The organism is Halospina sp. K52047b (assembly GCF_008709855.1).
GTDB lineage: Bacteria > Pseudomonadota > Gammaproteobacteria > Pseudomonadales > Oleiphilaceae > Halospina > Halospina utahensis_B.
Map to the genome: position 1 here is coordinate 286,922 of NZ_VYJH01000001.1, position 20,077 is coordinate 306,998.

General features: G+C 62.7%; 21 protein-coding genes and 2 tRNA genes. 20 read left to right on the forward strand and 3 right to left on the reverse strand.

Annotated features, from left to right (window positions below; translation table 11 throughout):
• Positions 1-9: 9 nt before the first annotated feature.
• The gene (locus tag F3089_RS01405; RefSeq protein WP_151439070.1) at positions 10-1,353 is read left to right on the forward strand and encodes a UDP-glucose dehydrogenase family protein; all 1,344 of its coding nucleotides are present in this window, start codon (positions 10-12) and stop codon (positions 1,351-1,353) included.
• Between the two features lie 120 nt (positions 1,354-1,473).
• Here the strand turns inward: F3089_RS01405 and fabR are convergent, their stop codons facing one another.
• Positions 1,474-2,085 (reverse strand): HTH-type transcriptional repressor FabR, encoded by a 612-nt coding sequence (fabR, locus tag F3089_RS01410; RefSeq protein ID WP_095617427.1) that lies wholly within the window; start codon positions 2,083-2,085, stop codon positions 1,474-1,476.
• A gap of 200 nt (positions 2,086-2,285) precedes the next feature.
• On the opposite strand from fabR, the gene aspS reads away from it, so the two are divergent.
• The 15 genes from aspS to nadA all read left to right on the forward strand — a co-directional run bounded on the left by aspS (position 2,286) and on the right by nadA (position 13,848).
• On the forward strand, positions 2,286-4,070 hold the full coding sequence (aspS, locus tag F3089_RS01415) for an aspartate--tRNA ligase (RefSeq protein WP_151439071.1): 1,785 nt from the start codon (positions 2,286-2,288) through the stop codon (positions 4,068-4,070).
• A 12-nt stretch (positions 4,071-4,082) separates the two neighbouring features.
• Positions 4,083-4,835, forward strand: coding sequence for a YebC/PmpR family DNA-binding transcriptional regulator (locus F3089_RS01420; protein ID WP_151439072.1), 753 nt, complete (start codon positions 4,083-4,085; stop codon positions 4,833-4,835).
• Complete coding sequence (gene ruvC, locus F3089_RS01425; protein WP_151439073.1) at positions 4,832-5,347, forward strand: crossover junction endodeoxyribonuclease RuvC; 516 nt, start codon at positions 4,832-4,834, stop codon at positions 5,345-5,347. The genes F3089_RS01420 and ruvC overlap by 4 nt, the downstream gene beginning before the upstream one ends.
• 12 nt (positions 5,348-5,359) lie before the next feature.
• Positions 5,360-5,983: a Holliday junction branch migration protein RuvA gene (gene ruvA / locus F3089_RS01430; RefSeq protein WP_095617423.1), complete on the forward strand. Its 624-nt coding sequence runs from the start codon at positions 5,360-5,362 to the stop codon at positions 5,981-5,983.
• Positions 5,984-6,093: 110 nt separating this feature from the next.
• Positions 6,094-7,113: a Holliday junction branch migration DNA helicase RuvB gene (gene ruvB / locus F3089_RS01435; RefSeq protein WP_151439074.1), complete on the forward strand. Its 1,020-nt coding sequence runs from the start codon at positions 6,094-6,096 to the stop codon at positions 7,111-7,113.
• Positions 7,110-7,535 (forward strand): tol-pal system-associated acyl-CoA thioesterase, encoded by a 426-nt coding sequence (gene ybgC / locus F3089_RS01440; protein WP_151439075.1) that lies wholly within the window; start codon positions 7,110-7,112, stop codon positions 7,533-7,535. Before ruvB ends, ybgC begins: the two co-directional genes overlap by 4 nt.
• Before the next feature lie 9 nt (positions 7,536-7,544).
• On the forward strand, positions 7,545-8,231 hold the full coding sequence (gene tolQ / locus F3089_RS01445) for a protein TolQ (RefSeq protein WP_151439076.1): 687 nt from the start codon (positions 7,545-7,547) through the stop codon (positions 8,229-8,231).
• An 18-nt stretch (positions 8,232-8,249) separates the two neighbouring features.
• Complete coding sequence (tolR, locus tag F3089_RS01450; RefSeq protein ID WP_225741634.1) at positions 8,250-8,687, forward strand: protein TolR; 438 nt, start codon at positions 8,250-8,252, stop codon at positions 8,685-8,687.
• A 34-nt stretch (positions 8,688-8,721) separates the two neighbouring features.
• Positions 8,722-9,654 (forward strand): cell envelope integrity TolA family protein, encoded by a 933-nt coding sequence (locus F3089_RS01455; protein WP_151439077.1) that lies wholly within the window; start codon positions 8,722-8,724, stop codon positions 9,652-9,654.
• 6 nt (positions 9,655-9,660) lie between these two features.
• Complete coding sequence (gene tolB / locus F3089_RS01460) at positions 9,661-10,974, forward strand: Tol-Pal system beta propeller repeat protein TolB (protein ID WP_202405520.1); 1,314 nt, start codon at positions 9,661-9,663, stop codon at positions 10,972-10,974.
• Between the two features lie 78 nt (positions 10,975-11,052).
• Entirely contained in the window at positions 11,053-11,643 is a 591-nt protein-coding gene (gene pal / locus F3089_RS01465) for a peptidoglycan-associated lipoprotein Pal (RefSeq protein WP_151439078.1), read from the forward strand.
• Between the two features lie 4 nt (positions 11,644-11,647).
• Complete coding sequence (ybgF, locus tag F3089_RS01470) at positions 11,648-12,427, forward strand: tol-pal system protein YbgF (protein WP_151439079.1); 780 nt, start codon at positions 11,648-11,650, stop codon at positions 12,425-12,427.
• A gap of 51 nt (positions 12,428-12,478) precedes the next feature.
• Positions 12,479-12,554: transfer RNA gene (locus tag F3089_RS01475), tRNA-Lys, on the forward strand.
• Between the two features lie 27 nt (positions 12,555-12,581).
• Positions 12,582-12,657: transfer RNA gene (locus tag F3089_RS01480), tRNA-Lys, on the forward strand.
• Positions 12,658-12,786: 129 nt separating this feature from the next.
• A complete protein-coding gene (gene nadA / locus F3089_RS01485) occupies positions 12,787-13,848 on the forward strand; it encodes a quinolinate synthase NadA (protein ID WP_151439080.1) in 1,062 nt (353 codons plus the stop codon).
• Positions 13,849-13,857: 9 nt separating this feature from the next.
• On the opposite strand, the gene F3089_RS01490 is transcribed toward nadA, so the two are convergent.
• On the reverse strand, positions 13,858-15,297 hold the full coding sequence (locus F3089_RS01490) for a M48 family metalloprotease (RefSeq protein WP_151439081.1): 1,440 nt from the start codon (positions 15,295-15,297) through the stop codon (positions 13,858-13,860).
• A gap of 109 nt (positions 15,298-15,406) precedes the next feature.
• Here F3089_RS01490 and F3089_RS01495 point away from each other — a divergent pair, with 109 nt between their 5' ends.
• From F3089_RS01495 to bamC, 4 genes are all read left to right on the forward strand, one after another.
• Positions 15,407-15,664 (forward strand): sulfurtransferase TusA family protein, encoded by a 258-nt coding sequence (locus tag F3089_RS01495; RefSeq protein ID WP_151439082.1) that lies wholly within the window; start codon positions 15,407-15,409, stop codon positions 15,662-15,664.
• A complete protein-coding gene (locus F3089_RS01500) occupies positions 15,664-16,734 on the forward strand; it encodes an AI-2E family transporter (protein WP_151439083.1) in 1,071 nt (356 codons plus the stop codon). The genes F3089_RS01495 and F3089_RS01500 overlap by 1 nt, the downstream gene beginning before the upstream one ends.
• Positions 16,735-16,806: 72 nt before the next feature.
• On the forward strand, positions 16,807-17,682 hold the full coding sequence (gene dapA / locus F3089_RS01505; RefSeq protein ID WP_151439084.1) for a 4-hydroxy-tetrahydrodipicolinate synthase: 876 nt from the start codon (positions 16,807-16,809) through the stop codon (positions 17,680-17,682).
• Positions 17,673-18,734, forward strand: a complete 1,062-nt coding sequence (bamC, locus tag F3089_RS01510) for an NlpB/DapX family lipoprotein (protein WP_151439085.1) — start codon at positions 17,673-17,675, stop codon at positions 18,732-18,734. Before dapA ends, bamC begins: the two co-directional genes overlap by 10 nt.
• Before the next feature lie 12 nt (positions 18,735-18,746).
• On the opposite strand, the gene F3089_RS01515 is transcribed toward bamC, so the two are convergent.
• Complete coding sequence (locus F3089_RS01515; RefSeq protein ID WP_151439086.1) at positions 18,747-20,042, reverse strand: MgtC/SapB family protein; 1,296 nt, start codon at positions 20,040-20,042, stop codon at positions 18,747-18,749.
• Between the last annotated feature and the right edge of the window lie 35 nt (positions 20,043-20,077).

A 20,077-nucleotide genomic window follows, 5' to 3' on the forward strand; every position in this document is an offset into this window, starting at 1 on the left:
AACAGCAGCATGCGCATCACCATTTTCGGAACCGGCTATGTGGGCCTTGTCACCGGCGCCTGCCTGGCCGAGGTGGGGCATCACGTCATGTGCATGGACGTGGACCAGGCCAAGATTGATCGCCTGCGCGAGGGCATCATCCCCATTTACGAGCCCGGCCTGGAGCCGATTGTCGCGCACAATACCGCCGCGGGCCGCCTGCAGTTCACCACGGATGTTGTTGAGGCTGTCGATTACGGCGAACTGCAGTTTATCGCTGTGGGCACGCCCTCGGACGAGGATGGCTCGGCGGATCTGAAGTACGTGCTGGCGGTGGCGGGCAGCATCGGCGAGCACATGAACGACTATAAGGTTGTGATCGACAAATCCACGGTGCCGGTGGGGACCGCGGACAAGGTGCGGGAAGCCGTGCGTGGCAAGCTCCTGGAACGGAGCGCCGACATCGACTTTGACGTGGTCTCCAACCCCGAGTTCCTGAAAGAGGGCGCGGCGGTTGATGATTTCATGAAGCCGGACCGCATCATCGTGGGCACCGACAGTGACCGCCCGCAGGAGCTGCTGCGTGAGCTCTATTATCCGTTCAACCGCAACCATGAACGTGTCATCTTCATGGACGTACGCTCGGCGGAACTCACCAAGTACGCCGCCAATGCCATGCTGGCGACCAAGATCAGCTTCATGAACGAGGTGGCCAACCTGGCCGAGCGCCTGGGGGCGGATATTGAGCATGTTCGCCGTGGCATGGGCTCGGACCCGCGCATCGGTTACCACTTCATCTACCCGGGCTGTGGTTACGGCGGTTCCTGCTTCCCCAAGGATGTGAAGGCGCTGGCCTGGACCGCCCGGGAATACGACTACGAAGCACGCCTCCTGGATGCCGTTGAGGCGGTGAACAGTGCCCAGAAGCATGTACTCTTCGACAAGGTCAGCCATTACTACGGTGGCGATCTGGCAGGGAAAACCGTGGCGCTCTGGGGACTGTCGTTCAAGCCCAAGACTGACGACATGCGCGAGGCGCCCAGCCGGGTGCTGATGGAGAAGCTCTGGGCGGCCGGAGCCAGTGTGCAGGCATTTGATCCGGAAGCCATGGAGGAGACCCAGCGCATCTATCCGGACCAGCCCGGTCTGCAGCTGTGCGGGACCAAGGAGCAGGCGCTCAAGGGCGCGGACTGCCTGGTGATCTGTACCGAGTGGAAGGAGTTCCGGTCACCGGACTTCGCCCAGATCGCGGCCGCCATCCGCTCGCCAGTGGTCTTTGACGGGCGCAACCTGTACGACGAGAAAATGCTGGGGCGTCACGGGCTGAGTTACTACGCCATCGGGCGAGGGCTCAACCAGTTCGGTACACGCTGAAAAAAAACGCCTGGTGCGGCGAATTTCTGCGTTGCGCGGTGCTCGCGAACTCGCCTACCAGGCAGGTATGTCTCCTTCGCTGCGCTCCGTGCGCCTTGAACTTCGCCGCACTAGGCGTTTTTAAGTTTCAGCCATGGTCTGGGCGCCAACCAGCACCATCCTGAGCTGGATCTTGAGCTTCTCCTTGAGGTTGGCGCGCTGCTTCGCCGGCGCGTCCAGCGCTTCCGCGCCCAGGTGGAAGACCAGTACCACCATGGATTCGGCAACCAGATGAGGGTCGGACAGGGGGCGCTGCTTGCCCGTGGCCAGCTTCTCCAGATCTTCCGCCAGCTCCGTGACGAAATGATCGATCTCGGCCTGGACCGCCGTGCGGAAGATGCGTGATACCCCGGTGCGCTCGCGCAGCAGAAGGCGGAAGAGGTTGGCGTTGTCCGTGAGGTACTCCATGAAGGTTTCCACGGACGTATTGATGGCCCCGCCCTCGCGCTCGATGCGCTTGCGGGCCTGGCGCATGAGCTGGCGCAGGGCTACCCCGGCCTCATCCACCAGTGCCAGCCCCAGTTCATCCAGATCCGTGAAGTGGCGGTAGAACGACGTGGGCGCAATGCCGGCTTCGCGGGCGATCTCGCGCAGACTCAGGCTGCCGAAACCCCGGTCGGCACTGAGCTGGCGCAGCGACGCGTCCATCAGGGCACGGCGGGTCTTGAGTTTCTGTTCGGCGCGGACGGACACCCTTAAGCCTCTCCTTCAAACGGGATGAATCGCCGGTAATGGTAGCCGTTGCGGGGGCCCGCGTCACGGATACAGGGGCGCTGGCTGTGCGCGTGCACCGGATCACGCTGTCATGGTCTGACTTCGCGGCCTGATGCCGTTATAATACCGGCCCTTTAACCACATCGGCGGAAGCCCCAGGCAAACAGGAACCAATGGGTATGCGCAGTCACTATTGCGGCGGAATCAACGAATCCCACATTGACGAGACAGTGACCCTCTGCGGTTGGGTTCACCGGCGCCGGGATCACGGCGGCGTGATCTTCCTCGACCTCCGGGACCGGGACGGCATCGCGCAGGTGGTGTTTGACCCGGATACCCCGGACAGCTTCGCCCAGGCCGACCGGGTGCGCAACGAGTACGTCATCCAGATCACGGGCCGTGTGCGTCGGCGTCCGGAAGGCACCGAGAACGATCATATGGCCACGGGCCAGATCGAGGTGCTGGGCAAGGAGCTGACGATTCTCAATGAGTCCGCCACACCGCCGTTCCCGCTTGATGAGTACACGGAAGCGGGCGAGGATGTGCGTCTGCGTCACCGCTACGTGGATCTGCGGCGCCCGGAGATGGCCCAGCGGCTGCGCTTCCGTTCCCGCGTGACCAGCTACCTGCGCAACTTCCTGGACGGCGAGGGCTTCATGGACGTGGAGACACCCGTTCTGACCCGCGCCACGCCGGAAGGCGCCCGTGACTACCTGGTGCCGAGCCGTACGCACGCTGGCAGCTTCTTTGCCCTGCCGCAGTCGCCCCAGCTGTTCAAGCAGCTTCTGATGGTCTCCGGCATCGACCGCTATTACCAGATCGCCAAGTGCTTCCGCGACGAGGACCTGCGGGCGGACCGCCAGCCCGAGTTCACCCAGGTGGACGTCGAGGCCTCCTTTGTCACCGAAGAGGACATCATGAACGCCATGGAACGCATGGTGCGCAACCTCTTCAGTGACCTGCTGGGCGTGAACCTGCCCGAGTTCCCGCGCCTGCCGTATGCCGAAGCCATCCGCCGCTTCGGCAGCGACAAGCCGGACCTGCGGATTCCGCTGGAGCTGGTGGACGTTGAGGATCTGGTCCAGAACGTGGACTTCAAGGTCTTCTCGGGCCCGGCCAAGGACCCGAAAGGTCGGGTTGCGGCCCTGCGCGTGCCGGGCGGCAGTGAGCTGACCCGCAAGCAGATCGACGACTACACCGAGTTCGTCGGCATCTACGGCGCCAAGGGTCTGGCCTACATCAAGGTCAACGACCGCTCCGCCGGTATCGAAGGCCTGCAGTCGCCCATCGTCAAGTTCCTGGGCGAGGAAGCAACCATGGCCATCATGGACCGGGTCGAGGCAGCCGACGGCGACCTGGTCTTCTTCGGTGCCGACAAGGCCAGCGTGGTGGACGAAGCCCTGGGCGCGCTGCGTGTTCGCCTGGGCCATGATCTGGGCATGGTGGAAGGCGAGTGGGCCCCGTGCTGGGTGGTCGACTTCCCCATGTTCGAGGAAGACGACGACGGCAAGCTGCACGCGCTGCACCACCCGTTCACCGCACCGGTCTCCGCCGAGGAGCTGCAGAACAACCCGGTGGGTGCATTGTCGCGGGCCTATGACATGGTGCTCAACGGCACCGAGCTGGGTGGCGGCTCCATCCGTATCCACGACGAAGCCACCCAGAACGTGGTCTTCAACAGCCTGGGCATCGGCAAGGAAGAAGCACGCGAGAAGTTCGGCTTCCTCCTGGATGCCCTGCGCTTCGGCGCGCCGCCCCACGGTGGCCTGGCATTCGGGCTGGACCGGCTGGTGATGCTGATGACCGGTGCCGGGTCCATCCGTGACGTGATCCCGTTCCCCAAAACCCAGAATGCGACCTGCCTGATGACGGATGCGCCTGGCGAGGTGGACGAGAAGCAGCTGCGTGAGCTGCACATCCGCCTGCGCCGCAGCGCCAAGGGTGATCAGGAAGGTAACAACTGAGCGAGGCAGGGCATGGCCGGACACAGCAAGTGGCACAACATCCGACACCGCAAAGCCGCGCAGGATGCGAAGAAGGGCAAGATCTTCACCAAGCTGATCAAGGAGCTCTATGTTGCCGCCAAGGAGGGTGGCCCCGAGCCGGAGGATAACCCCCGGCTGCGCAGTGCCGTGGACAAGGCGCTGAGCAACAACATGAAGAAGGACAGCATTGACCGCGCCATCGAGCGTGGGGCGGGCAATGCGGACGGTGAGAACTACGAGGAACTGGTCTACGAAGGCTATGGTCCGGGTGGCGTTGCCATCTACGTGGAAGCCATGACGGACAACAAGAACCGTACCGTCTCAGACGTGCGCCATGCGTTCAGCAAGTTCGGCGGTAATCTGGGCACGGACGGTTCCGTTGGGTTTCTCTTCAACCGTCAGGGCACGCTGAGCTTCAGCCCGGAGCATGATGAAGACACCATCATGGAAGCGGCACTGGAAGCCGGCGCCGAGGACGTGCGGGTGAACGACGACGGATCCAAGGACGTCATCACTACGCCGGAACAGTACATGGACGTTAAGGACTCCCTGAAGTCGGCAGGCCTGGAGCCGGACCATGCCGAGGTGAGCATGGTGCCCATGACCACGGTGGCGCTGGACGAGGATGGCGCTGATACCAACCTCAAGCTGATCGACTGGCTTGAGGATCTGGATGACGTCCAGAACGTCTACACCAATGCCGACTTCCCCGAGGCGGCGCTGGAGCGCTTCGGGTACGCATGACCATCATCCTGGGCGTGGATCCCGGCTCGCGGATCACCGGCTACGGCGTGATCCGCAGCAACGGCCGCCACCTGGAATACCTGGACAGCGGCTGCATCACCATGGGCGAGAAGGCCATGCCGGAGCGCCTGCAGACGATCCACGCCGGGCTCGCCGAGATCATTGAGACCTACCGGCCGGAAGAAATGGCCATCGAAAAGGTCTTTCTATCCCGTAATGTCGACTCCGCCTTAAAACTTGGACAGGCGCGTGGCGTTGCTATTGTGTGTGGCGCCAACGCGGGTCTGCCCGTGGCTGAATACTCTGCCCGCCAGGTCAAGCAGGCGGCGGTGGGCAAGGGCAGTGCCGACAAGCATCAGATCCAGCACATGGTTCAGGCCATCTTCAAACTCACCCGCCAGCCCCGCGAGGACGCCGCCGACGCGCTGGCCATCGCCTTGTGTCACGCGCACCTGCGCCAGGGGCTGGCCCGCACCGGGGCGACCGAAAGCCGCAACGGGCGCGCACGCTGAAGGAGACTCGCCATGATCGGTCGCATCCGCGGCATCCTGATTGAGAAACAGCCCGGTGACGCCCTGATCGAAGCCGGGGGCGTGGGTTACGAAGTGGACATTCCGTACACCACTTTTTTCCGCCTTCCGGATACGGGCCAGGAGGCTGTGCTCTACACGCACCTGGCCGTGCGCGAGGACGCCCAGCAGCTCTACGGCTTCGCCAATAAGGGTGAACGCGAGCTATTCCGTCTGTTGATCCGTACCAGTGGCGTCGGGCCCAAGCTGGCCCTGGCCATCCTCTCCGGGCTGGAGGCGGACGCCTTCATCCGGGTGGTGGAGGACAACGACGTGGCCGCCCTGGTCAAGGTTCCCGGCGTGGGCAAGAAGACCGCGGAACGGCTGCTGATCGAGGTGCGCGACCGTATACGCCAGCTGGAGAAGAGTCCGACGGGCACCACGCGCGAGGAGGCGGTCAGCGAGCTGCCCGGTATCGAGCCGGTGTCCGCCAGCCCCATGGAAGAGGCGGAGGCGGCCCTGATCGCGCTGGGATATCGCCCGCAGGAGGCGGGCAGGGCGCTGCAGGCGGTGGCCGAAGAGGGCATGACCAGCCAGGAGCTGATCCGTCTGGCGCTGAAGAATATGATGAACCGTTAACCCCCTTTAATTCTGGCTCCACAGCTGACATTCACGTAACGTGACCGTCTGATCAAAGTTTGTAAAATGCAGGCGCTGAACAGGGCGGCCTGGATGGGCTGAAAGGCGTTATGATTGAATCCGATCGACTGATCTCCGGCCAGTCAGGGCCGGGCGAGGACAACCAGGACCGGGCGATCCGTCCCAACACGCTGCGCGAATACGTGGGTCAGCCCACGGTCAGCGAGCAGATGGAGATTTTTGTCGGTGCTGCCCGTGGTCGGCGCGAAGCACTGGATCATGTCCTCATCTTCGGGCCGCCCGGCCTGGGCAAGACCACACTGGCCAATATCATTGCCAACGAGATGGGCAGCACCATCAAGGCGTCCTCCGGGCCCGTGCTCGAAAAGGCCGGGGATCTGGCAGCACTGCTGACCAACCTGGAGGAAGGCGATGTGCTGTTCATCGACGAGATCCACCGGCTCAGTGCTGCCGTTGAGGAAGTGCTGTATCCAGCCATGGAAGACTACCAGCTGGACATCGTCATCGGTGAGGGGCCAGCGGCTCGTTCCATCAAGCTGGATCTGCCGCCCTTCACGCTGGTCGGGGCCACCACCAGGGCGGGTCTGCTGACCTCACCGCTGCGGGACCGCTTCGGTATTGTCCAGCGCCTGGAGTTCTACAGCACCGAGGACCTGACGCACATCATTGAACGGTCGTCGGCGCTTCAGTCCATTGAGATCGAAAATGGAGGCGCCCGCGAGATCGCGCGCCGCTCGCGGGGGACACCGCGCATCGCCAACCGCCTCCTGCGCCGTGTGCGGGACTTTGCGGAAGTACGTGCGGACGGCCGGGTGACGGAAGCCATTGCGGATCAGGCGCTGAACATGCTCAAGGTGGACTGTCAGGGCTTCGACCACATGGACAGGCGCCTGTTGCTGGCGCTGATCGAGAAGTTCGGCGGCGGGCCCGTGGGGGTGGAGAGCCTCTCGGCGGCCATCAGCGAGGAGCGGGGCACCATCGAGGACGTGCTTGAACCTTTCCTGATCCAGCAGGGGTTCATGATGCGCACACCGCGGGGGCGCATGGCGACCCAGCACGCCTATCTCCATTTTGGGTTTGATGCCCCGGAAGGAGAGGCAGCCCGATGAGCGGTTTCCAGTGGCCGGTGCGGATCTATGTCGAGGACACGGATGCCGGGGGCATCGTCTTCTACGCCAATTATCTGAAGTATTTTGAGCGAGCGCGCACTGAGTGGGTGCGCTCGGAAGGTGTGGCCCTGCGTGGGCGACTGGAGAGCGAAGGGGTGGCCTTTGTGGTGCACAGCCTGAACGTCCAGTACCACCAGCCGGCCTTCCTGGATGATGAGCTGATGGTCTCAGCGGATCTCATTGCCGGTACTCGAACGGCCATGACATTCCGCCAGCAGGCGCACCGGAAGGCGGATGACGCACTGCTGGTCGACGGCGAGGTCAAGGTGGCCTGCGTTCAACTGCCCGCCGGGCGGCCGAGGCGCATGCCCGAAGACATCCAGGCCCTGGTGAACAGGACACTGCAACCCAACAACGAATAGGAGCATTCCGTGGAGGGAGATCTTTCGGTCTGGTCGCTGATCGCCAATGCCGGGATCATTGTGCAGCTGGTCATGCTGCTGTTGCTGCTGGCATCCATCGGATGCTGGGGGCTGATCTTTCAGCGTATCCGGATCTATCGCCAGTCCCGGCAGGAGCAGGCGGCTTTCGAGGAGCGCTTCTGGTCCGGCATGGACCTGGGGCAGCTCTACAAGGAGGTGACCGGAAGCCCGGCGCCCCATGGTGGTGTGGAGAATGTCTTCCGGGCGGGTTTCAAGGAGTTCACCCGGCTGCGCCAGCAGAGCCACGATGCCGAAGCGGTGATGGATGGCACCCAGAGGGCGATGAAGGTGGCCCTGGCCCGGGAGCTGGAGCGCCTGGAGTCCAATCTGCCGTTCCTGGCCACAGTTGGCTCCACCAGTCCCTACGTGGGTCTGTTCGGCACGGTCTGGGGGATCATGAACAGTTTCATCGGGTTGGCGCAGGTACAGCAGCCCACGCTACAGACGGTGGCGCCGGGTATTGCTGAGGCGCTGATCGCCACGGCAATGGGGCTGTTCGCAGCCATTCCGGCGGTGGTGGCCTATAACCGCTTCACCGCCCAGACGGATTCTCTGATCAAGAACTATGAGACCTTTGCCGAGGAATTCGCCAGCATCCTCCATCGGAGAGTGCACAGCCACGGAGCCAGCGGTTGACCGCCGGGAGGTGATGCCATGGATATGAGTCCACGCCGTTCGCGCCAGGCGCCGATGTCCGAAATGAACGTGGTGCCCTACATTGACGTCATGTTGGTACTGCTTGTGATCTTCATGATCACAGCGCCCATGCTGACCCAGGGGGTGGACGTGGATCTGCCGAGCACTGAGGCGGAACCACTGCCGGTGGATACTGAAAAAGAGCCGGTGATCATTTCGGTGGATTCCAACGGCGGTTATTTTCTGGAAGTCGGGGATGACCGGGGAAAGCCCAAGTCCCTGAGTACGGTTGTGGACGAGGTGGCCGCCATTCTTGCTGAGCGCCCGGATGCGGACGTCTTTGTGCGCGGTGATCAGCATGTGCGCTATGGCACTGTGATCCGCCTGATGTCGTCCCTCCAGAGTGCCGGGGCAAGCCAGGTGGGGCTGATTACCGAGCCACCGGAGGACGAGTGATGGTCGGATTCGGTCAGGGCGGTGCGTCAGCACGATGAAACGGGACTGGCAGCGCATCATCCAGGCCGCGGGCGCTCTGGGGGACCGGGCGATTCCGCTTTGGAGCCGGATTCTCGGGATGGACGAAGCCGAGCTCCGGGAGTGGAAGTGGCCCTTTATGGGGTCCGTCGGACTGCACCTGTTGATCGTGCTCCTGGCGGTGGCCGGCTGGGACTGGCAGACCCAGGAGCCGGAATTTCAGCAGCCCCAGGCCGTACAGGCCAGGGTTGTGCAGGCCCAGCAGCAGGAACCGGAGCCTGAGCCACAACCGGAGCCTGAGCCGGGACCGGAACCAGAGCCGGAGCCAGAACCAGAGCCGGAGCCGGAACCAGAGCCGGAGCCAGAACCTGAGCCGGAGCCAGAACCTGAGCCGGAGCCGGAGCCGGAGCCGGAACCAAAGCCAGAACCGGAACCAGAACCAAAGCCAGAGCCGGAACCGGAGCCGGAACCAGAGCCGGAGCCAGAGCCGGAGCCAGAGCCTGAGCCGGAAAAGGAACAGCAGGCGGACGAGCAGCGGGCTGAGCGTGAACAGCGGCTGGAGCAACTGGCACAGCAGGCCGAGGAGGCTGAAGCCCAGAAGGATCAGAAGCCGGAAGAGGGGGCTGATGTTGAGGCCTCGAGTATGGAGGGCGTTAACATTGCCGATGAACGTAAACGCTTCAACGCCCTGATCCAGCAGGAAGTACAGAACAGCTGGTACATACCACCGGGCAATGAAGACCGGGTGGTCAGACTGCGGCTTGAGATCCTGCCCACGGGCGAGCTGCGCTCAGTGGAACTGGTGGAAGGCAGTGGCAGTCAGCAACTGGACGAATCAGCGATGAGTGCGGTCAGGCGGGTCGACAGCTTCCCGACCCCGGATGAGTCGGCGCTGTTCGATGAACTGTTCCGTGGTGGTATCACAATTGAATTCAGCCCCGAGGAGTAGGCGAGCATGACCATGATCCATTGCCGAGCCGGCCAGGTGCTGACACTGATCTTTCTGATGCTGGCGTCCTCAGTGGTGCAGGCCGACATGGTGGTGCGCGTCACCGAGGGCGCGGATCGGCGCATGCCCATTGCCGTGGTGCCGTTCGGGGTCAACCACTCACAGGATGCCCCCGAGGACCTCGACAGCATCATCCGGGATGACCTGACCATGAGTGGTGACCTCAAGCCCCTGGAACCCTCCCGTATGCTCAGCCTGCCGACGTCCGGGGATGACATCCATTTCCGCGACTGGCGGGTTCTCGGCCAGCAGTTCGTGTTGGTCGGGGAGGTGGATTTTGATGCGGAACGCAATCGTTACATTCTCAGCTATGAGCTTTTCGACGTCAGCCAGCAGGAACGGCTGCTCGGCTCGCGGGCGTCGGCCGCGCCCTCGGAGCTGCGGACGCTGGCACACCATGTGAGCAACCGGATCTATGAGCGGGTTACGGGGATCCCCGGTATCTTCAACACCCGACTGGCCTTTGTGACGCGCACGGGCAGTGGCGAGGATGTTGAGTACCGGCTCAAGGTCAGTGACGTGGATGGGTACCGGGATCAGGTCCTGCTACGCTCCAGTGAGCCGATTCTGTCTCCGGAGTGGTCACCGGACGGTAAGGAGCTGGTCTACGCGTCGTTCGAGAGTGGTCGGCCTGCCATCTACCGGCAGGTGGTGAGCAGTGGCGAGCGGCGCCGGATCGCTCACTTCCGGGGGCTCAATTCGGCGCCGGACTGGTCGCCGGACGGGGAGTCGCTGCTTCTGACGCTGTCGAAGGACGGGAGCGCGGACATCTACGAGATGCCGCTGGACACACTGGAGCCGCGCCGGCTCACCCGCCACTATTCCATCAACACAGAGCCAAGCTGGTCACCGGACGGTGAACGCTTTGCCTTCACTTCCGACCGCTCGGGCAATCCCCAGGTCTACATCCAGTCACTGGGTGGTGGTGATCCCGAACGCCTGACCTTTGAGGGCAACTATAACGCCCATCCGATCTATGGGCCGGAGGGCGAGGAAATCTTCTACATTCACCAGGCCGACGGGCGCTTCCTGCTCGGCTCGGTGGATCTGGAGACCGGTGAGGAACGTGTGCTCTCCGGCTCCGAGATTGACGAGGCACCTGCTATGGCGCCCAATGGGCGTCTGGTGCTCTACGTCACCAATGCCGGCGGACGGACGGGAGCGTTGGAGATGACCACCGTTGACGGGAATGCGCGTTTCACGCTGCCTGTCAGGCACGATGGCATCCGCGATCCCGCCTGGTCACCGCTGGCTGAGTAGATCCTGATGTTTGCAGTATTATCAGGAACATCATACATTAAACGTAATCCAAAACCGGAAAACCAAAAAGGAAGGCCAATGACCGATCTTCTCAAGAACCGTGTACTGATGCTGGGCTTTGCCCTGCTCTTCGTAGCGGGTTGCAGTTCAACAGCAACCGAACCGGAGGGCTCCGGGGCCAACGGTATGGATGAGACGGATATGGAGCAGCAGAGCGATTCCGATGCTGACACCAGTGATGCCTACGGTGCTGGTGACGGCAGCGGCGTCTCTGAAGAGGCCATGACGGCGGAAGAGCGCGCGCGGAAGTCTCTGGAGCAGGCGAAGGAAAAAGCCATGCAGGCTGCTTCCACCATCTATTTCGATTTCGACAGCTCCGAGATCCGTCGCGAATCCCAGTCCATTCTGGAAGCGCACGCGGCATACCTGGCTGAAGACGATGACGTCACCGTCGTGCTCGAAGGTCACACCGACCAGCGTGGCAGCCGTGAGTACAACATGGCCCTGGGTGAGCGCCGTGCGGAATCCGTGGCCCGCTTCCTGCGTGTGAACGACGTGTCCTCTGACCAGATCGAGACCGTCAGCTACGGCGAGGAGCAGCCCGCGGTTGAAGGCAACAACGAAGAAGCCTGGGCTGAGAATCGTCGGGTTGAGATCAACTACGAATAAGCCCATGCGGAGTCTGTTGACAGCAGGCCTGATCCTGGCAGTGGTCGGAGCCTCTCCGGCCATTGCCCAGGATGACGGCGAAGCACCGCTGGTTTCCGGGGGTGACCCGGAACGTTCAGGGGGGAGTTCTGCCGGTGAGCTGTTTTTCCTGGTTGAGGATCTGAGGGTGGAAGTGCAGCACCTGCGCGGCCAGCTCGAGGAAACCACCCATCAGGTGAAACGCCTCAGGCAGCAGGCCCGTGAACGTTACATTGATCTCGACGAGCGACTGGTTGACCTCAATTCACGTCTGTCCGAGCTGGAAGAGGGCTCCGGGGAAACCAAAGACGGTGAGACTGCCAGTGACAGCGGTAATGACGGCGATGGAAACGGAAACACGGAATCCACGTCCTATCGCCAGCCTGATAAGGCTGAGCGTGAAGCCTATGCCTCGATCCAGTACCTGATCCAGGAAGAGCAGGACTATGAGGCCGCCATTGACGAGATCTACAGTTTTCTTGAGGAGTACCCGGAAGGGGATCTGAGCGTTAATGCCTATTACTGGCTGGGGGAGCTCTACCTGAGTCAGGGCAAGCATGAGCAGGCACAGCAGGCGTTCACGATCGTCACCTCGAAACACGGATCCCATCGCAAGGCACCGGACGCGCTGTTCAAGCTTGCGGTTGCCCATGATCGTGCCGGTAACAGCGAACAGGCCCGCAGAATTCTGGATCAGCTCGGAGAGCGTTACCCGGAATCCGAGGCTGCTGCCCTGGGACGTGAATACCGCAATGAAATGGGTTGATTCGAACGGGTTGCGAAAACCGAAAATTTAAGTACCATATGCGCCTCGTTTGGGTCGTTAGCTCAGTTGGTAGAGCAGTTGGCTTTTAACCAATTGGTCGCAGGTTCGAATCCTGCACGACCCACCACTATTTGTCGCTTCCCGGTTTTGTCAGGGGTCGTTAGCTCAGTTGGTAGAGCAGTTGGCTTTTAACCAATTGGTCGCAGGTTCGAATCCTGCACGACCCACCATTCCCACCCCCCGCTTTAACCCCCGCAGCCCGGCCGTTTGTATCCGACCATTGAAAAATGCGGGTGACAGAGGCATAAACGGGTAGGAGACAACCTTTAAACGGCTTACTCAAAGGGTGGTCAGAGTCCATGACGTACAGGCAGGACCGCATTCTGGTTCAGGAACATCTGGCGCACGAACAGGAAGCGCCAACGCTCGGCAGCGCCGAGGCGGAGGAACTGCGCACTGCGATCCGGCGTGAGCTTGAGGCGCAGGATGCGGTCCTGGTGGCTCATTACTATACCGATCCCCTGATCCAGTCGCTGGCTGAGGAGACGGGTGGCTGTGTCGCGGATTCACTGGAAATGGCCCGTTTCGGTAACGCGCATCCGGCTTCGACACTGGTGGTCGCCGGGGTGCGTTTCATGGGTGAAACCGCCAAGATCCTGAATCCGGAGAAGCGGGTGTTGATGCCGACTCTGGAGGCAACCTGCTCGCTGGACATCGGGTGCCCGGCCGATGAATTCGCGGCCTTCTGTGACCAGCATCCGGAAAGAACCGTGGTGGTGTATGCCAACACCTCGGCGGCGGTCAAGGCACGCGCCGATTGGGTTGTGACCTCCAGCTGCGCGGAGGCCATTGTTGATTACCTGGACTCGAAGGGTGAAACCATCCTGTGGGCGCCGGATAAACATCTGGGCGCCTACATCCAGCGCTCAACCCAGGCGGATATGCTGCTCTGGGACGGCTCCTGCATCGTGCACGAGGAGTTCAAGGGGCAGGGCGTTGAGGATCTGCGGGCCACCATGCCCGGAGCCGTGGTCCTGGCGCATCCGGAATCGCCGGCGGCCGTGGTTGAGCAGGCGGATGTTGTCGGCTCCACGTCCCGGCTGATTGAAGCGGTGCGGACCATGGACGCTGAGGACTTCATCGTGGCCACGGACAGCGGTATCTTCCACAAGATGCATGAAATGGCCCCGGAGAAAAACCTCATCGAAGCGCCCACCGCCGGGCAGGGCGCAACCTGCCGCAGCTGTGCCCATTGCCCCTGGATGGCGATGAACGGTCTGGATAACGTGCTGCGCGTGCTGCGCAAGCAGGATGAAGAAATCCATGTGGATGCCGCCACGCGGGAGAAAGCGCTCATCCCGCTGCAGCGCATGCTGGACTTTACTTCTGACCGCCAGCTCCAGGTGGCCGGTAACGCCTGAGGCTCCCTCTCAGCGCTGGCGGTTGGCACTGACCTGCCGGTTGGCCTCTTCCAGTCGGTCCCTGAGCAACGCCTTGCGGGTGTGGTTGGCCGGCGCCCGTTCCAGTGCCTGGCGGAACTGACGTGCCGCCGCCTCCGCATCTCCCAGAAGCAGCAGCCGTTCGCCCCGGGCGCGATGAACCTCGATCAGGTTGCCCGCACGCCCGGCGGCCTCGGAAAGGTCGTTCCAGAGCGTGGCGTCCCCGCCGTAATCCCGGGTCAGCTTCTCGTAGAGCCGTGCTGCGGCTTCCGGTTCGTTCAGCTCCATGCGGGTATCCGCCAGTGTCCGGCTCAGGGTCAGGTTGCCAGGGTGGCGCTGGAGGTGGCGCTCGAGCAGTTCCGCAGCTTCACCGGCCCGGCCATCGCCGCGCAGAGCCCTTGCCAGTTCCGCGACCAGGAAGATGTCGCCCTCGTAGTCCTCCAGCAGTTTCCTGAGATGCGGAATCGCCTCGCCCGCCCGGTCAGCGGCAATCAGTGCGGCTGCCAGGCCGTGGCGTGCCGCATCAGCCTCAAGCCCGGTCTGTGCCGCCTGTTTTTCCCGGAAGCGTGATATGAAGGCTTCCGGGTCCTCGCCGTGGTGCAGTCGGACCCGGTTGCGCACCAGGTGGTAGGCGAGCCGTTCGTCGTAACGGTCCCTGTCCCGGAAATCGGAAACCCGTGCCCGCGTATCCGCAACCCGGGATTCGGTGAGCGGATGGGTCGAAAGGTATTCCGGTGGGCGGTTCCCCTGCAGCCGGGCCTGGCGCAGCATACGCTCGAACATGGCTGGCATGCCCGCCGGGTCGTAGCCGGCCCGGGCCATGATCTCGATGCCAAGGCGGTCAGCCTCCTGCTCATGGGCGCGGCTGTGTCGCAGCATCTGGTCGATGGCCAGTGCCTGGGTGCCGGCAATGGCGGCAATACCGGCTTCCGAGCCGGTTGCAGCGGTGAGGATGAGACCGGCCAGCATGCCGGCAATGGTCAGGGGGGTGCTGCGTTCCTGCTGTTCCAGGCGGCGGGCGTAATGGCGCTGGCTGAGGTGAGCGATTTCGTGAGCCACCACGCCCGCGAATTCATGTTCTGTCTCGGCGGTGCGCAGCAATCCGGTGTGGATCCCGATGATGTTGCCGGGGACGGCGAAGGCATTGAGTGACGGTTCGTTAATGATCACGGGTGTGATGTCCCTGTCCTGCAGGGGGGCGTGAGGAATCATCCGGTGCAGGGTATCCTCGAAGTACTCCCGGAGCATGGGGTCCGATACCAGGGGGGCGCTGCGACGCAGCTGGGTGAGCACCTGCTGCCCTATGGCGCGCTCCTTCTGGCCCGCGATCAGCCCGCCACTGCCAATGGCCGGCAGTCTGTTGTCCTCGGCCGGTAGAGCCGGCAGGGCGATCAGGCAGAGGATCAGGAAAAAGACAATGGCGCGTCGCATGCTTTAACAATGCCAGATCGGAGGGGGTGGGTACAGGCGGTCACTCTCCGGTTTAACGCGCCATCCATGCTAGGATATCGGCCAGCGTCAAACCGAACGGAACCAGCCCATGAGCGACAGCGTGGACCAGCATCTTGATGCCAGCGGTCTGCAGTGCCCAATGCCTCTGCTCAAGACCAAACTCTGTCTCAATGGCATGAGTCCCGGTCAGTGCCTGCGGGTTGTTGCCACGGATCCGGGGTCAGCCCGGGATATCCCCGCCTTTCTCGCCCTCTCGAGCCATCAGCTTGAGCACCAGGAGGAGGGCGACGGCCACTGGGTCTTTGTCATCCGGTGCGGCCCCGCCAGTACGGGGGGGCAGGGCTGATGGTCCGGATACTGCGTGATTTCACCGCGCGTTACTTCTCGAATGAAGAAGCCCTCATCATCGTTCTGCTCCTGGCAGCCTCTTTCCTGGTGGTCGCGTTTCTCGGGCGGGTTCTGGCGCCCTTCATCGCCGGCATCATCATCGCGTATATCCTGCAGGGACTGGTTGCCAAGCTCTGTCGTCTGGGGGTGCCGCATCTGCTGTCCGTCACCCTTGTGTTCGTGTTTTTCATCGGCCTGTTCATCGCCTTCATCCTGGGCCTGCTTCCCCTGGTCTGGGGGCAGGTGTCCGGCCTGGCGTCGGAACTGCCCAGAATGATGCGGGCAGCCCAGCAGTACATTGAGACCCTGCCGCAGGAATACCCGCAGCTGGTCTCCATGGAAGAGGTCAATACCCTGTTCCGGCAGGTGACGGCGGAAATGGGCCAGATCACGCAATGGCTGGTGTCGCTCTCGCTCGAGAGCATTCCCGGACTCATCACGCTGCTGGTCTATCTGGTGCTGGTGCCGATACTGGTGTTCTTCTTCCTCAAGGACCGTCGGCTGATCCTGGAACGTCTCGGCAGCTTCCTGCCCCAGCAACGGCCGTTGATGGATCGCATCTGGCGTGAGGTGAACATACAGTTCGCCAATTTCGTCCGGGGCAAGGCCATAGAGATCCTGATCGTCGGGGGTGTCACCTACTTCGCCCTCAAGATGATCGGGCTGGAATACGCAGCACTTCTGAGTCTGCTGGTCGGTTTCTCAGTGGTCATTCCCTATGTGGGCGCCGCCGTGGTGACCATTCCCATTGCCATGGTGGGGCTGTTCCAGTTCGGTTGGAGCGAGGAGTTCTTCTGGCTCATGGTGACCTACCTGATCATCCAGGCGCTGGATGGCAATGTGCTGGTACCACTGCTTTTCTCCGAGGTCGTGGATCTGCATCCGGTCACCATTATGCTGGCGGTTCTGGTGTTCGGTGGCATCTGGGGCATGTGGGGGGTGTTCTTCGCCATCCCGCTGGCGATTGTGCTCAATGCCATCATGAAAGCCTGGCCGGTCCATGAAAGCCCCGGGACAACAGAAACCTGATGGCGCGGCGCAGCTCTTGTCTCGCCCTGATGCCGCGATTACCATTGCCCTTTTAACCGGTTCGGAGCGGATATGATCACTGGGAGTCTGGTTGCGCTGGTAACCCCAATGGACGCCGAAGGGCGTATCGACTGGGAATGCCTGGATAAACTGGTGGACTATCACGTCGATGCCGGTACGAGCGCCATTGTGGCCGTGGGTACGACCGGTGAGTCCTCAACGCTGAAGCCGGATGAGCACATCAGTGTGATCCGCCGGGTGGTGAATCATGCCAATGGCCGGATTCCGGTCATTGCCGGCACGGGTGGCAACTCCACCCATGAGGCGGTGGACCTGACCCGTGAGGCGGCCGAGATCGGTGTGGATGCCTGCCTTCTGGTGGTGCCGTACTACAACAAGCCCACCCAGGAGGGGCTCTACCAGCACTTCCGTACCGTGGCCGAGGCAGTCGACGTCAACCAGATCCTGTACAACGTGCCCGGCCGCACCTCCTGTGACATGCTCAACGAGACCACGAACCGCCTGGCCGACATTCCCAATATCGTTGGCATCAAGGATGCGACGGGTAATGTCAGCCGCGGGGAAGAGCTGGTTCGGATGGTGGGTGACCGTATCGCGGTCTATTCCGGGGACGACGGGACCTCGCTGGAACTGATGCTGCGCGGTGGCAGTGGCAACGTCTCGGTGACGGCCAATGTGGCACCGAAGCTGATGGCACAGACCTGTGCCGCCGCAGTGAGCGGCGATGAGGCGGAAGCCCGCCGGCTGGACGAGATTCTGACCCCTCTCAACCGCAAGCTGTTCCTGGAAGCCAACCCGATTCCGGTGAAGTGGGCCATGTGGGAGATGGGGCTGATCGGGCCGGGCATACGCCTGCCGCTGACGCCCCTGAGCGAGGAATACCGCGAGGATGTGCGCGAAGCACTCAGGGCTTCAGGATGCCTCTGAACCAGACAAACCGCCGACTGCGCCTGACAGCTGCCATAGCCGTTCTGCCACTTGCGGGTGGCTGCGGCCTGTTTCCGGACAGGTCGCTGGATTACCGTGAGGAACCGCTGGGCGAGCCGCTCCAGGTGCCGGAAGACCTTTCCAGGGCATCTTTCGAGAGTGAGTACGTGATTCCGCAGGTCCGCGGTGATGCCACCGTGGAGCAGGACGGGGAGTTTGAGATCCCGCGCCCGCCGGATCTGACCGGCCAGATCATGGAAAACAACTACCAGGTTTCCCGCTCCGGCGATCTGAGCTGGTTGATTGTCAATGATGTGCCGGGCCGCGTCTGGCCCGCCATTTCGGATTTCCTGAACGACCGTGGGGTTGAGGTGGCCTATGGCGATCCGCGCGCGGGCGTGCAGCAGAGCGGGGTTCTCAACCGTTCGGCCCGGGTCCGTGAGTGGCTCGGGATTGATCGGCTGGATCAGGAGCGCCCTCTGATTCTGCAGGTGCGGGTTGCGTACGGTGTTCAGAGCCGCAGCACCGAAGTCCAGGCCCGGCTGCGGGTTGTGGAGGGCAGCCCCGGGGAACGCCTGGAGTGGCGTGAAGACGTTGAGTATGCCGGGCGTGAACAGAGAGTGCTCAAGGACCTGGCGGATTACCTGGAAGCCAATGCGGATACCAAGACGTATTCCCGTGTGGCGCTGGATCTGCCCCGTGATGAACGCGTCAATCGTGATCGTGAAGGCGGAGAGACACAGGCGCTGGAGCTTGATCTGGCCTTTGATCGCAGCTGGGCCGAGGTGGAGCAGGTGCTGGGCAGCATGGAGCTGACCGTGGTGGACCGTAACCGCAGCGAGGGCGTCTGGTATCTGGATCTGCGTACCGAGGAACAACGCAGTCGTGGCTGGTGGCTCTGGCGTTATCAGGCGGAGGCCGAAATCAATGCGGAACTGCGGCTGCAGCAGAGCACAGGGGGTTACCGGCTCACCCTCGTTCCCCGTGAGACTCTGGAACAGGCGGATCGCCCCGCACAGGTGCTCGACAGCCTGTACGAAAGCCTGCGCTGAGCAGCTGCCCTGTCAGCCTGTGAGGCCTGCCTGAAGGCCGGCGACTGTCAGGCCGGCCACCAGGGACAGGCCCATGGGGACCGCGACCCGGGTGCCCAGGGCTGCTGGGCCGATCACGCCCGCCATTCCGGCTTTCACGATATTGTTCACGGCCGAGGCCAGAACGATGCCGATCACGGCAGTCTCCGCGGTGATGGCCGACTGGGACATACGCGTCAGTGACAGGGTGATGGCGTCCACGTCTGCAATGCCTGAGACGGTGGCCAGCGCATAGACGCCCGCATCACCGAACCATGCCTTGAGCCACTGCCCGACCAGCAGGATCAGCGTGAGCAGGAAACCGAACAGCAGCGCCGGCTTAAGGTCCAGCGGGTTGCGGTTGAGGATGGGCTGATCCACGTTCAGTGCGGCCCGGTTGCGGTGCCAGATGAGAACAGCTGGAACGTAGAGCAGTAACGCCATGGCCAGAACGGGCTGAACCAGGCTCGGCAGCAGGGCCGGGTTGATCACGGCGCAGTAGACCAGAATCCGTGGGAACATGGTACCGCAGGCGATCAGGATGCCGGCGGCCAGCTGTGGTGAGAGTGTCTGTGCGTCGCGTGCCTGGCGGGCGAACTGCAGCGTCAGTGCCGTCGATGAACTCAGGCCCGCGAAAAGGCTGGTAAAGAGAATCCCCTTACCGGTGCCGGCCACCCGGATGGCGAAGTAGCCTACGAAAGAGATGCTGGCAATCATCACCACCAGCCACCAGATTTCGTAGGGGTTGAGCACGCCGCCCGGGCCGAAGCCCTCATTGGGCAACAGCGGCAGCATCACCACGGAAATCAGCAGCAGCTTGAGCCCGGCATCCAGCTCACCGGCCTGGAGTTTGCCCAGCAGGCCGTGGATTTCCGCCTTGTTATCCAGAATGAGGGTGGTGACCACCGCCGCTGCGGCTGCCAGAGTGATATCCAGGCTCACGGCCATAACCCCGAAGCTGAAGGTCAGCATCAGTCCGATGGCGCCGGTGATGCTGTAATCGCCGCTGCGCGGTGCCCGGACCCAGTAGGCCAGCAGGTTCAGTGCTACCAGCCCCAGGAATACTGCGGGCAGAAGCCAGGGCGAGACCTCCCGGGCAAGCAACGCCGTGATACCACCGAGCAGACCGGTCAGCGCATGGGTGCGGATGCCGGCGATACGCTGGCCGGGATCACGGTCGCGAGCCTGCCACCCGCGCTGCAACCCCACCAGCATGCCCAGAAGCAGTGCCACCCCGAGGTGGAGGGCATCGCCATTGGCCGTGATAAACTCATTGAACAGTGACTGCATGCGGATCCTCCCTGCATGCAGAGTATAGGGGCCTG